This is a genomic window from Tsukamurella sp. TY48 (genome assembly GCF_019656655.1).
Lineage (GTDB): Bacteria > Actinomycetota > Actinomycetes > Mycobacteriales > Mycobacteriaceae > Tsukamurella > Tsukamurella strandjordii.
On record NZ_BPMV01000001.1, the window covers coordinates 2,971,823 to 2,984,251 of the forward strand.

Annotated in this window: 12 protein-coding genes; 11 read left to right on the top strand and 1 reads right to left on the bottom strand. The window is 70.8% G+C overall.

Annotated elements, in window-relative coordinates; all coding sequences use genetic code 11:
• Positions 1-53: 53 nt before the first annotated feature.
• The 6 genes from mca (at position 54) to TTY48_RS14650 (ending at position 7,015) form a co-directional block, all read left to right on the top strand.
• Positions 54-920, top strand: a complete 867-nt coding sequence (gene mca, locus TTY48_RS14625) for a mycothiol conjugate amidase Mca (RefSeq protein WP_220658178.1) — start codon at positions 54-56, stop codon at positions 918-920.
• On the top strand, positions 920-1,225 hold the full coding sequence (locus tag TTY48_RS14630; protein WP_255585682.1) for a hypothetical protein: 306 nt from the start codon (positions 920-922) through the stop codon (positions 1,223-1,225). Before mca ends, TTY48_RS14630 begins: the two co-directional genes overlap by 1 nt.
• 64 nt (positions 1,226-1,289) lie before the next feature.
• On the top strand, positions 1,290-3,176 hold the full coding sequence (locus TTY48_RS14635; RefSeq protein WP_220658180.1) for a glycosyltransferase family 39 protein: 1,887 nt from the start codon (positions 1,290-1,292) through the stop codon (positions 3,174-3,176).
• Positions 3,177-3,194: 18 nt separating this feature from the next.
• Positions 3,195-5,195, top strand: coding sequence for a thioredoxin domain-containing protein (locus TTY48_RS14640; protein WP_220658181.1), 2,001 nt, complete (start codon positions 3,195-3,197; stop codon positions 5,193-5,195).
• A gap of 206 nt (positions 5,196-5,401) precedes the next feature.
• Positions 5,402-6,463 (top strand): 3-deoxy-7-phosphoheptulonate synthase, encoded by a 1,062-nt coding sequence (locus TTY48_RS14645; protein WP_255585683.1) that lies wholly within the window; start codon positions 5,402-5,404, stop codon positions 6,461-6,463.
• Between the two features lie 9 nt (positions 6,464-6,472).
• A complete protein-coding gene (locus tag TTY48_RS14650; protein ID WP_220658182.1) occupies positions 6,473-7,015 on the top strand; it encodes a DinB family protein in 543 nt (180 codons plus the stop codon).
• Here TTY48_RS14650 and TTY48_RS14655 read toward each other — a convergent pair.
• Positions 6,936-7,862 (bottom strand): DMT family transporter, encoded by a 927-nt coding sequence (locus TTY48_RS14655; protein ID WP_220658183.1) that lies wholly within the window; start codon positions 7,860-7,862, stop codon positions 6,936-6,938. The two genes, TTY48_RS14650 and TTY48_RS14655, sit on opposite strands and share 80 nt — an antisense overlap.
• A 126-nt stretch (positions 7,863-7,988) precedes the next feature.
• On the opposite strand from TTY48_RS14655, the gene TTY48_RS14660 reads away from it, so the two are divergent.
• From TTY48_RS14660 to TTY48_RS14680, 5 genes are all read left to right on the top strand, one after another.
• The gene (locus tag TTY48_RS14660) at positions 7,989-8,744 is read left to right on the top strand and encodes an SDR family NAD(P)-dependent oxidoreductase (protein WP_220658184.1); all 756 of its coding nucleotides are present in this window, start codon (positions 7,989-7,991) and stop codon (positions 8,742-8,744) included.
• A gap of 103 nt (positions 8,745-8,847) precedes the next feature.
• The gene (locus TTY48_RS14665) at positions 8,848-9,708 is read left to right on the top strand and encodes an ABC transporter permease (protein ID WP_220658185.1); all 861 of its coding nucleotides are present in this window, start codon (positions 8,848-8,850) and stop codon (positions 9,706-9,708) included.
• Entirely contained in the window at positions 9,705-10,745 is a 1,041-nt protein-coding gene (locus TTY48_RS14670) for a glycine betaine ABC transporter substrate-binding protein (RefSeq protein ID WP_220658186.1), read from the top strand. The genes TTY48_RS14665 and TTY48_RS14670 overlap by 4 nt, the downstream gene beginning before the upstream one ends.
• Positions 10,742-11,527 (top strand): ABC transporter ATP-binding protein, encoded by a 786-nt coding sequence (locus TTY48_RS14675; RefSeq protein WP_220658187.1) that lies wholly within the window; start codon positions 10,742-10,744, stop codon positions 11,525-11,527. Before TTY48_RS14670 ends, TTY48_RS14675 begins: the two co-directional genes overlap by 4 nt.
• A gap of 114 nt (positions 11,528-11,641) precedes the next feature.
• Positions 11,642-12,415 (top strand): isoprenyl transferase, encoded by a 774-nt coding sequence (locus TTY48_RS14680; protein ID WP_220658593.1) that lies wholly within the window; start codon positions 11,642-11,644, stop codon positions 12,413-12,415.
• The last annotated feature ends 14 nt before the right edge of the window (positions 12,416-12,429 follow it).

Sequence of the window (12,429 nt, forward strand, 5' to 3'; positions counted from 1 at the left end):
TCGAAGCACACCCGGCGCGGCGTCCCGTCGGCCGATCAGGGAGACTGGAGTGCATGACCGGATACCGGCTACTCGCCGTTCATGCACACCCGGACGATGAGTCGAGCAAGGGCGCCGCGACCATGGCGCGTTACGCGGCCGAGGGCGACGACGTACTCGTGGTGACCCTCACCGGCGGCGAACGGGGCGACATCCTCAATCCCGCGATGGACGTGGCCGGCGTCAAGGACCGCCTGCCCGAGGTCCGCCGCGAGGAGATGGCCAAGGCCGCCGCGATCCTCGGCGTGCAGCACCAGTGGCTCGGCTTCGTGGACTCGGGCCTGCCCGAGGGCGACCCGCTGCCCCCACTGCCCGAGGGCAGCTTCGCGCTGGAGCCGCTGGAGATCCCCGTCGAACGCCTGGTGCGCGTGATCCGCGAGTTCCGCCCGCACGTGATGCTCACGTACGACGAGAACGGCGGCTACCCGCACCCCGACCACATCAAGACCCACGAGGTGTCGATGGCCGCCTACGAGGCCGCCGCCGATCCGGAGCAGTTCCCCGAGGCGGGCGAGCCCTGGCAGATCTCGAAGGTCTACTACAGCCACGGCTTCCTGCGCGGGAAGTTCCAGGCCTTCGCCGACGAGTTCGAGAAGGCCGGCCTGGACAACCCCTACGCCGAGTGGCTGGAGCGGTGGAAGGACGAGAAGAACGACATGATGGCCCGCGTGACCACGCAGGTCGAGTGCGGCGAGTTCTTCCCGGTCCGCGACGACGCCCTGCGCGCGCACGCCACCCAGATCGACCCGAACGGCCCGTTCTTCGCGGTGCCGATGGAGTGGCAGCAGCGGCTGTGGCCCACCGAGGAGTACGAGCTCGCCAAGACCACCGTGAGCACCCGGATGCCGGAGACGGACCTGTTCAGCGGAGTCGAGAAGTGATGAGCGTCCTCCAACTGGCGTCCGACGCGGTGATCCTGCTGGCCGACGATCCCAAGCCCAAGGGCCCGGAGTTCGGCAAGGCCACCCCGCTCGGGCTCGCGGTGATCGTCGCCCTGCTGGCGGTGACCTTCCTGCTGATCCGGTCGATGAACAAGCACGTGAAGAACCTGCCCGAGTCCTTCGACGACGAGCAGCCCGGCGAGGGCGACGAGGCCGGCGGCACCGATCACGCCGGTGTCGAGCATCCCGCAACCGGCGACGGCACCGCCCCCGTCGACGATCCGGGCCGCGACCGCACCCCGTAGCGCTCACAGCGACCTCCCAGCCCCACCGCCGGGTCCGGCCAGGACCACGGGCGAGATTCGTGGGGTGAAGCATCTGACTCCGCGGCGCCTCGCCGTGTCCGCGCTCCTCGGCATGACGGCGCTGCTGTACTGCTGGAACCTCGCGATCAACGGCTACGGCAACGACTTCTACGCCGCGGCCGCCCAGGCCGGCGGCCTGAACTGGAAGGCCTGGCTGTTCGGATCGCTCGATCCGGGCAACGTGATCACCGTCGACAAACCGCCCGCCGCGCTGTGGGTCACCGGGCTGTCGGTGCGGATCTTCGGGCTCTCGTCGTGGTCGGTGCTGGTACCGCAGGCGGTGATGGGGGTGGCCACCGTGGGCCTGGTGTACCTGACCACGCGGCGGCTCCTGGCCGCCCTGCCCGAGCGGACGGCCACCGGCGGCGCGCTGCTCGCGGGCGCGGTGTGCGCGCTGACGCCGGCCGCGGTGCTGATCTTCCGGTTCAACAATCCCGACGCGCTGCTCGTGCTGCTGATGACCGCGGCGGCGTACTGCACGGTGCGGGCGTGCCAGGCGGCGTCGTGGCGCTGGCTCGTCGCGTGCGGCGCGCTGCTCGGCTTCGCCTTCCTGACCAAGATGCTGCAGGGCCTGCTGGTGCTGCCGGGCTTCGGCCTCGCGTACCTGCTGTTCGCGCAGACCACCTGGCTGCGGCGGGCTCGGGATCTGGCGCTGGGCGTCGTGGCCGTCGTGATCTCGGCCGGTTGGTACGTGCTGCTCACGGTGCTGTGGCCGGCGTCCTCGCGGCCGTACATCGGCGGTTCGAAGGACGGCACGTTCATGGATCTGGTGCTCGGCTACAACGGGCTGGCGCGCATCGTCGGGAACTCCGGCGGCGGCGCGGCCGGTCCCGGCGGCGGCGGCGGCGGACCGGGCGGCGGTGCGACGGGGACCTCCTTCGGCGGCACTCCGAGCCTGGCGCGGCTGTTCAGCAACGAGTTCGGCAACGAGATCTCCTGGCTGCTGCCCGCGGCGCTGCTGGTGCTCGTGGTGGGGCTGGTCCTGGTGGCGCGCCGCCGCCTGGATCGCGATGTGGCCCTGGGGCTCACCGTGTTCGGTACCTGGTTGGTGGTGACGGGCGTGGTCTTCTCGTACATGAGCGGCACGGTGCATCCGTACTACACGGTTGCGCTGGCCCCGGCGATCGCGGTGCTCGTGGGCTGCGGCGCGGCCGTCGCGTGGAGCAGGCGGTTGACGGTGCCGGGCACCCTCGCGCTCGTGGTGCTCGTGGTTGCCGCGGGTGGCTGGGGCATCGTCCGGGCCTGGCGGGCGGGCTACGCCTGGCCGGTGCTCGGAATCGTGCTCGGGGCGTTGACGGTGCTCGCGGTGGCGGCACTCATCGTGACCCGCGCGGGCGGGCGGCGTTCCGTGGCCGCCGTACTCATGCTGGCGCTGCTCGCCGGTGGCCTCGCGACCGCGGCGTTCAGCGTCTCGACCGCGGGCACGGCGCACAGCGGCGGCGTTCCCACCGCGGTGCAGACGGCCAAGTCGGGCGGCGCCTTCCCGGGCGGAGGCATGCGCCCCGACGGTGCCCGCGCCGACCTCTCGGGCGAACGGCAGGGCGAGGCCGACGGGCGCCCGAGAGATGCTGGCGCCGACGCGCAGGTGGTCGCGCTGCTCAAGGGCACCGACACCGACTGGGCGGCGGCGGTGAACGGCGCGCAGAGCCAGGGTGCGCTGCAACTGAATTCGGGCCGCCCCGTGATCGCGGTCGGCGGCTTCAGCGGCTCCGATCCCGCACCCACTCTCGCGCAGTTCCAGCAGTGGGTGCGCGACGGTCGGATCTCCTACTACATCGCCTCCGGCGGATTCGGTCCCGGCCGTGGCAGTTCCGAGATCGAGAACTGGGTGAAGCAGAACTACACCGCGACCACGGTCGGTGCGGCGACCGTCTACAAGCTCACCCCGTAGCCGCCTACGCTGGAGGACGTGACCAATCGACTCGGCGCGTCCACCAGCCCCTACCTCCGGCAGCACGCCGACAATCCGGTGCACTGGCGTGAGTGGTCCGAGGATGCGCTGGCGGAGGCGGCGGAGCGGGACGTCCCGATCCTGCTGTCCATCGGCTACGCCGCCTGCCACTGGTGCCACGTGATGGCGCACGAGTCCTTCGAGAACGAGGCCATCGCGCAGCAGATGAACGAGGGCTTCGTGTGCATCAAGGTCGACCGCGAGGAGCGGCCCGATCTGGACGCGATCTACATGAACGCCACCGTCGCCATGACCGGCCAGGGCGGCTGGCCCATGACCTGCTTCCTCACCCCGGCGGGCGTGCCATTCTACTGCGGCACCTACTACCCGCCGGAGCCGCGCAACGGGCAGGCCAGCTTCCCGCAGCTCCTCGACGCCATCGGCGACACCTGGCGCGAGCGCCGCGGTGAGGTCGACCGGGTCTCCGAGCAGGTGGCCGGACATCTACGTCAGGCCTCGTCCGGCCTGCCCGACGGTGCGCCGCCCAGCTCCGACGACCTCGCCGCCGCCGTCGCGACCCTGGTGGCCGACGAGGACCCGTCGGGCGGCTTCGGCCGGGCCCCGAAGTTCCCGCCCTCGGCCACCGTCGAAGCCCTGCTGCGGCACCACGAACGCACCGGCGACCCCGCGGCCTACGGGGTGGCGGTGCGGTGCGCGGAGGCGATGGCCCGCGGCGGCATCTACGACCAACTGGGCGGCGGCTTCGCCCGGTACGCCGTGGACGCCGACTGGGTGGTGCCGCACTTCGAGAAGATGCTCTACGACAACGCGCTGCTGCTGCGCTTCTACGCGCACCTCGGGCGGCGCACCGGTTCGTCGCTGGCGCTGCGGGTGGCCGAGGAGACCGCGGACTTCCTGGTGCGCGACCTCGGGATCGATGGCGCATTCGCCTCCTCGCTGGACGCCGACACCGAGGTGGAGGGTCACGGCGTGGAGGGCGCCACCTACGTGTGGACGCCCGCCCAGCTGGTCGAGGTGCTCGGCGAGGACGACGGTGATTGGGCGGCAGACACATTCGCGGTCACCGAGCGTGGCACCTTCGAGCAGCCGGGCGAGCGCAGCGACGGGGAGAGTGGCGGCACCTCCACGCTGCAACTGCGGGGCGAGCCTGATCCTGCGCGGCTCGCCGATGTCCGGCGAAAGCTGTTCGCGGCACGGCTGACCCGCCCGCAGCCCGCCCGCGACGACAAGATCGTCACGGTGTGGAACGGCCTGGCGATCACCGCGCTGGCCGAGGCCGGCCGGGTCGATGCGGCGGCCGCTTGCGCCCGCTACCTCCTCGAGAAGCACTGGGACGGAACGGTCCTGCGTCGCAGCTCGCTCGGCGGCGAGGTCGGGGAGGCGCTGGGCATGCTGGAGGACTACGCAGCCCTGGTCACCGGTCTGCTGGCTCTGCGGCAGCGCACCGGCGACGAGGCCTGGGCGGATGCCGCTACGGCGATCCTGGACGCCGCCGTCGACCGCTTCGCCGACCCCGAGGCCGCGGGTGGCTGGTACGACGCACCGTCGGACGGCGAAGCCCTGCTGACCCGCCCGCGCGATCCCGCGGACGGGGCGACACCGTCGGGCGCGAGCCTGATGGCCGAGGCGCTCACCTACGCCGAGGCGCTGCTGGGGGAGCGGTACGCGAGCCTCGCCGCCGCCACCCGCGCCCGGTCGGGCGAGCTGATCCGTCGCGTGCCGCGCGGAGCCGGGCATCACCTGGCCGTGGCGGAGCAGGCCGCGGCGGGCCTGCAGATCGCCGTGGCCGACGGTGCCGGCGCCGCGGCGCTCGCCGCCGAGGCCCGGAGGCTGGCTCCCGGAGGCGCGGTAGTCGTTGCCGGACCTAAAGATTCGCATCCGCTGCTGGAGGGGCGAGGCCCGGTCGACGGCCGCGCCGCCGCCTACGTGTGCCGGGGGACGGTCTGCTCCCTGCCGGTCACCGACGGTGAGACCCTCGCCACAGAGCTGTCGGCTTAGGGTGTGCTATCTTCCTTGATGTGGGTATGAACGCGCACATGTATTGGCGCTTTACCGAGGCTCCGGGTGGAGCCGGCGGTGAAGCGCGCATGCGCGGATAACTTCAGCCGCACACACACCCGGAGCCGAGGCAGCGAGCGATCGCTGCCTTTTTCGTAGGCACCGGGGGAATTCGTCTGGTGCCGCAGTACACCAGGAAGGTTGACATGACCATCGAGCTCGAGAGTCCGGCGTCCACATCGAATCGCCGGGTCACCGCGTTCCACGCGATTCCCTCGCCCGCAGCGTTGCAGGGCGAACTGCCGCTGGCCCCGCGCCTCGCCGCGCAGGTGGAGGCCGACCGTGCCGCGATCGCCGACGTGATCGCCGGCCGCGACCGCCGCCTGCTGGTGGTGGTGGGGCCGTGCTCCGTTCACGATCCCGAGGCCGCCCTCGACTACGCGCGCCGGCTCAAGCCGATCGCCGACGAACTCGCCGGCGAACTGCTGATCGTGATGCGCGTGTACTTCGAGAAGCCGCGCACCACCGTGGGCTGGAAGGGCCTGATCAACGACCCCGGGATGGACGAGTCCTACGACGTTCCGCGCGGCCTGCGCACCGCCCGGCAGCTGCTCCTGGACATCCTGGAGATCGGCCTGCCGGTGGGCTGTGAGTTCCTCGAACCCACCAGCCCGCAGTACATCGCCGACACCGTGGCTTGGGGTGCGATCGGTGCCCGCACCACCGAATCGCAGGTGCACCGCCAGCTGGCCTCGGGCCTGTCGATGCCGATCGGTTTCAAGAACGCCACCGACGGCAACGTCCAGGTCGCGATCGACGGCGTGGGTGCCGCCGCGGCCCGCCACGTCTTCTTCGGCACCGACGACGACGGCACCGCCGCCATCGTGGAGACCGCGGGGAACGACAACTGCCACATCATCCTTCGTGGCGGGCGCATGGGCCCCAACTTCGACACCGATTCGGTGAGCACGGCCGTCGCGGCGCTGCAGAAGGCGGGCATCGCACCGTCGCTCATGGTGGACGCCTCGCACGCCAACTCCGGCAAGGACCACGTCCGTCAGGCCGAGGTGGCGCGCGAGATCGCCGCCCGGATCGCGGCGGGGGAGACGGGGATCTCCGGCATCATGCTGGAGTCCTTCCTCGTCGCCGGTGCGCAGCAGCCCGGTCCAGGGCCGCTGGTCTACGGGCAATCGGTGACCGACAAGTGCATGGACTTCGCCACGAGCGATTCGGTCCTGCACGATCTCGCGGCGGCGGTGGCGCAGTAGATTCTGCGCATGGCGATCACACCGGACACCAAGGACTGGACCTGGGTCATGGAGCGGGCGTGCCCCGAGTGCGGGTACGACCCCGACTCGGTGCGCCGCACCGACGTCGGTGATCGCATCGCGCGGTCGGCGGCGGGCTGGGAGGCCGTGCTCGCCCGGCCCGGCGTCGCGGTCCGGCCAGACGAGCGCACCTGGTCGCCGTTGGAGTACGGCTGCCACATCCGGGATGTGCACCGCATCATGCGATCCCGGCTCGCGCTGATGCTGTCCTACGACGAGGCCGTGGCAGACGGTGCGCGGTTCGCGAACTGGGACCAGGACGCCACCGCGGACGAGGACGACTACACCGCGCAGGACCCGGCGGTGGTGGCCCGTGAACTCGCGGCCGCCGCCGCCGATTTCGCCGACGCCTACCGGGCCGTCGGCGAGGATCAGTGGGAACGACGGGGGCTGCGCAGCAACGGTTCCGCCTTCACCGTGGACTCGTTCGCGCGCTACGCACTGCACGATCTGGAGCATCATCGGGTGGACGTGGGGCTGGCACGCGGCTGAGCACGATCCCGGCGATCACCACCAACCCGCCCACCGGCTGATTCCAGGTCAACCGCTCACCGAGCACGGCCACGCCCAACAGCACGCCCACCACCGGCGTCAGATAGGTCACCGAGGATCCGGCGGCGGCGCCCCAGGCGGCCACGATGTTCGTGTTCCACAGGTACGCCAGCCCGGTCCCGAAGACCCCGAGGGCCACCATCGCGGCCACCACCCGCGGCGAGGCGACGGCCTGATGACGATCCCCCAGCAGGATCCAGCCGTCGATCAGCACCGCCCCGATCGCCACCTGGTACAGCGCGACCGACGGCGCCGGAAGGCCGAGCGGGGTCACGAACCTGCGCAGGTACACGAACGCGACCCCGTAGCTCGCCGTGGCCGCCAGGCAGGCCAGTTGTCCCGCGATCGATCCCGCCGCCCCGAGCTGCCACGGCGCCAGCACCACCAACACCCCGGCGAAGCCGATCGCCATTCCCCGCAGCTGATTCCGGCTCGGACGCTCCGATCGCAGCGCGACCAGCGTGACCGCCACCGTCATCAGCGGCGTCGTCGAATTGATGATGCTCGCCACCGCCGAATCGATCCGCTGCTCCGCCCACGCGAACAGTGTGAAGGGCAGCACGCACAGCAACACCGCGACCACGGCGATGTGCGCCACCGCCCGCCGCTCCCGGATCAGCGGAGCCCGCAGCACCGCCGCGGTCACCGCCAGGGTGAGCGCCCCGATCGTCAACCGGGCCGCCGTCACCTGCGCCGGGGACAGGCCAGCGAGCCCCTCCTTGATGAACAGGAAACTGGACCCCCAGGCCAGGGCCAGGGCGGTGAACTGCAGCGGAATCGAGCGCATGGTCCCAGTCCACCGCGGCACCGGCCCGCGTGCTGGCGGGAATCGGTCGCGGGGCTTCGGCCCGGCGGCAGCGCGCATCGGCGCGATACGGTGACACCGCACCGCCCGCCGAGCCGAGGAGTACCCGTGAGTGAAGTCGCCGTCGTCACCGGAGCGAGCAGCGGAATCGGGGCCGCCACCGCGCGGCACCTGGTGCGGGCGGGATTCGACGTGGTGATCGGCGCCCGCCGCGTCGAGCGCCTGGAGGACCTCAAGCGGCAGCTCGAGGCCGAGTTCCCCGAGCGGATCGTCACCGCGCTGCCGCTCGATGTGACCGATGTCGACTCGGTGCAGGCCTTCACCGACGCCATCCCCGCCGTCGACGTCCTGGTCAACAACGCGGGCGGCGCCATCGGCACCGAGACCATCGACGCCGCGAAGGAGGAGGACTGGCTGCGCATGTACGACATCAACGTGCTGTCGATCCTGCGTGTCACCCAGCGGCTGCTGCCCACGCTGCGGCAGTCACCGTCGGCCAGCGTGGTGACCATCGGCTCCATCGCCGCCCACGAGGCTTACGCCACCGGCGCCGGCTACAACGCCGCGAAGTTCGGCGCCCGCGCCGTGACCCGCGCCCTGCGCCTCGAACTCAAGGGGGAGCCGATCCGCGTGATCGAGATCGACCCGGGCCTGGTGGAGACCGAGTTCTCCGTCGTCCGGCTGCGCGGCGATGTGGACGGTGCCGCCAAGGTCTACGAGGGCGTGGACAACCTGCACGCCGACGACATCGCCGACGCCGTCACCTGGGCCGTGACTCGTCCGCCGCACGTGAACATCGACAACATCACGATCCTGGCCCGCGATCAGGTGAGCGCGCGCGAGGTGCACCGGCGCACCGTCTGACGAAAAACCCACTCCGATCGAAACCCTGTACCAGCATGGTGAGATCTGGAAAGGTCACGTCACCGTGCCGCCCGACGAGGGCCGGCCGGACGAGAGGACGTTCATGGCTGGAGAGCCCCCGCTCCTGCGGGTGAAGAACGCCGTGATCGAACCCCTCCCGGAGGCGGTCCGCTCGTGGCTCGTGCGCATCACCGCGCTCATCGCCTTCCTGGCGGTGTGGTGGCTGATCAGCGGGCTGCACCTGATCGACGAGAAGTTCCTGCCCACCCCGGCCTCCGTGTGGCAGGCCGCGGTGCGGGCCAGCACCTGGCACCAGGTGGCGCCCGGTGTCCCGCGCGAGGTGCTCGGCGAGCAGAACTACTTCCTCTGGGAGCACCTGGTGGCCAGCCTCCAGCGGATCTTCGCCGGAGTGGGCGCCGCGATCATCCTGGGACCGCTGCTGGGCTTCGCCATGGGAACCTCGAAGACCATCAACACGATCATCGAGCCCTACCTGAACTTCCTGCGCGCGCTGCCGCCGCTCGGCTACATCGGCCTGCTCATCGTGTGGTTCGGCATCGGCGACACCAGCAAGATCTGGCTGCTCTTCCTCGCCGCCTTCCCGGCCATCGCCATCTCCACCGTGAACGGCGTGCAGGGCGTGAGCCAGGACCAGATCAACGCCGCCCGCGCCCTCGGCGCGAACCGGCTGCAGACCATCCGCGGCGTGATCGTCCCGGCCACCCTGCCCGAGGTCATCAACGGCATCCGCATCGCCGTGGGCTTCGCCTGGACCACCGTGGTCGCGGCCGAACTCAACAACGGCATCCCCGGCATCGGCGGCCTCGCCTACCTCGCCGGGCAGCAGCTCAACACCCCGCTCACCATCGCCTGCATCATCGTGATCGGTGTGACCGCGCTGCTGCTGGATTCGCTGATCAAGTGGATCGGCCTGCTGGCCGTTCCGTGGAAGGGGAAGGCATGAACCGCCTGACCGCCCTCAAGGCGGCTGCCCTCGTCGGCGTGGGGCTCACGCTGTCCGGCTGCATCGTCGAGTCCGGCCGCGCCGAGCAGTCCCGCTCGATCGGTGGCGCCACCCCGTGCCCCGTGGCGGTGGACCCGTCGGTGACCGGCACCGTCCGGATCGGCTGGCAGGAGATCCCCAACGGCGATCTCATCGTCAAGGACACCGGCCTGCTGAACACCTGCCTGCCCAACGTGAAGACGGTGTGGAGCAAGTTCTCCTCGGGCGGCGACGTGATCCAGGCCTTCGGCGCCAACTCGCTCGACATCGGGTTGCTCGGCAGCGCGCCCGCCGCGAAGGCCCTGAGCGCCCCGCTCAACATCGACATGAAGGTGATCTGGATCCAGGACCGGATCGGCGCCGCCGAATCGCTCGTGGCCAAGGATCCCGCGCTGAAGACCGTGGCCGACCTCAAGGGCAAGCGGATCGCCGTGCCCTTCGCCTCGACCGCGCACTACAGCCTGCTGACCGCGCTGGACAAGGCCGGCGTCACGGACGCCCAGGTGATCAACCTGGCCCCCGACGCCATCCGCGGCGCCTGGAACGGCGGCCAGATCGACGCCACGTACATCTGGGAGCCCACGCTCAGCCAGCTCAAGGGCAGTCCGCTCACCGACAGCGCGAAGGTCGCCGAGCAGGGCGCTCCCACCTTCGACCTGGAGGGCGCACGCGCCGACTTCGTGCAGAACAACGCGGCCTTCCTCAAGGTGTGGAGCGCCGCGCAGGGGTGGGCCGCGAACCTGCTCAACACCGATCCGAACAAGGCCGCCGAGCACATCGCCGGCCAGCTCGGCGTACCGCTGGAGCAGGTGCTCACCCAGGTCAAGGGGTACGCCTACTTCGATAAGGCGACGCAGGCCGGACCCGACTACCTGGGCGGACAGCTGGGCGCCGATATCCGCAGAACCGCGGAATTCCTGCTGCAGCAGGGACAGGTGCAGGGCGTCGGCTCGGCGCAGCACTACACCGACGGCGTGTACGGAGAGGCAGCGAAGTGAGCGAGACCGAACGCGTCGAACTGACCGGCGTCGGCAAGACCTATGACACCGCCAGCGGCCAGACCGTGGCCCTGCAACCGACCGACCTGACCATCGAGCCGGGCGAATTCGTCTCCATCGTCGGACCGTCGGGCTGCGGCAAGACCACCCTGCTGCGGCTCATCGCCGGATTCGAGGACCCCACCGAGGGCGTCGTCGAGGTGGGCGGGTCGAAGGTGACCGCACCGTCGGCCGACCGTGGCGTGGTCTTCCAGGCCCCCACCCTGTACCCCTGGCTGACGGTGCGCGGCAACGTCGAGTTCGGGCCCAAGGTGAGCGGAGTGGGCAAGACCGAGCGCCGTGAACAGGCACAGCGGCTGTTGGACCTGGTGGGGCTCGGCGACTTCGGCGACAAGCGGCCCTACGAGCTGTCCGGCGGTATGCAGCAGCGCGCACAGATCGCGCGGGTGCTGGTCAACGATCCGGCGATCGTGCTCATGGACGAGCCCTACGGCGCGCTCGACGCCCTGACGCGTGAGCGGCTCCAGGTGGACCTGCTGAAGATCTGGCGCAACGCCGGCAAGACCATCGTCTTCATCACCCACTCGGTCGAGGAGGCGGTGTTCCTGAGCACCCGCGTGCTGGTGATGAGCGCGCGTCCCGGGCGCGTGGTGATCGACCGGAAGGTGGAACTGCCGGGCGACGGGCCCGATGTGGTCCGCGACCCCGCGGTGACCGGTACGCCCGAATTCCAGGCGCTGCGCACGGAGCTGGCGGCGGCGATCTACGCCGCGCACGACTGAACCACCCGGGAACCCACAGGTTCCAGCGGTAGGGTTGCTCCCGTGGTGAGTGCCCCCAGACTGCCCGCGTCGCTGCGCTCCGTGTCGCTCCCGACCGGGCCTGCACGCAAGCTCGTGGCCCCCGCATACGCGCTGTACGAGCGGCGCCTGATCAGCGATCTCACGTCCGCCTACCGCGACGGTGCGCAGCGCCCGCGGCACGTGGCCGTGCTCTGCGACGGCAACCGGCGGTGGGCGCGGGCGGCCGGATTCGACGATGTGAGCCACGGCTACCGCATGGGCGCGAAGAAGATCGCCGAGATGCTGGGCTGGTGCGACGAGGCCGGCGTCGAGTTGGCCACCATCTACCTGCTCTCGACCGAGAACCTGCAGCGCGACCCCGAGGAGCTCGCGGCCCTGCTGGAGATCATCACCGATGTCGTGGAGGAGATCTCCGGGCCCGACAAGAACTGGTCGGTGAAGATCGTGGGCGCCATGGAGCTGCTGCCGCCCGATGCGGCGCGCCGGCTCACCGAGGCGGCGCAGGGCACCGTGGGGCGCACCGGCACGCACGTCAACGTGGCCGTGGGCTACGGCGGGCGCAAGGAGATCGTGGATGCGGTGCACTCGCTGCTCGACGAGAAGCTCGCGGCCGGCGCCACGGCGGAGGAGCTGGCGGACGCCGTCACCGTCGAGGGCATCGATCAGCACCTGTACACCTCCGGCCAGCCCGATCCCGATCTGGTGATCCGCACGTCGGGGGAGCAGCGACTGTCCGGATTCCTGTTGTGGCAGAGCGCGTACAGCGAGATCTGGTTCACCGAGGCCTACTGGCCCGAGTTCCGGCGGGTGGACTTCCTGCGCGCGCTGCGCGATTACGCGGCGCGGCACCGTCGATTCGGTGCCTGACCTGGCTCTGAACC

Bases quoted from the DNA above. Each gene is read 5' to 3' on its own strand.
- mca (WP_220658178.1), top strand. From the start codon at position 54: ATGACCGGATACCGGCTACTCGCCGTTCATGCACACCCGGACGATGAG.
- TTY48_RS14665 (WP_220658185.1), top strand. From the start codon at position 8,848: ATGGCTGGAGAGCCCCCGCTCCTGCGGGTGAAGAACGCCGTGATCGAA.
- TTY48_RS14655 (WP_220658183.1), bottom strand. From the start codon at position 7,862: ATGCGCTCGATTCCGCTGCAGTTCACCGCCCTGGCCCTGGCCTGGGGG.
- TTY48_RS14670 (WP_220658186.1), top strand. From the start codon at position 9,705: ATGAACCGCCTGACCGCCCTCAAGGCGGCTGCCCTCGTCGGCGTGGGG.
- TTY48_RS14650 (WP_220658182.1), top strand. From the start codon at position 6,473: ATGGCGATCACACCGGACACCAAGGACTGGACCTGGGTCATGGAGCGG.
- TTY48_RS14645 (WP_255585683.1), top strand. From the start codon at position 5,402: ATGACCATCGAGCTCGAGAGTCCGGCGTCCACATCGAATCGCCGGGTC.
- TTY48_RS14630 (WP_255585682.1), top strand. From the start codon at position 920: ATGAGCGTCCTCCAACTGGCGTCCGACGCGGTGATCCTGCTGGCCGAC.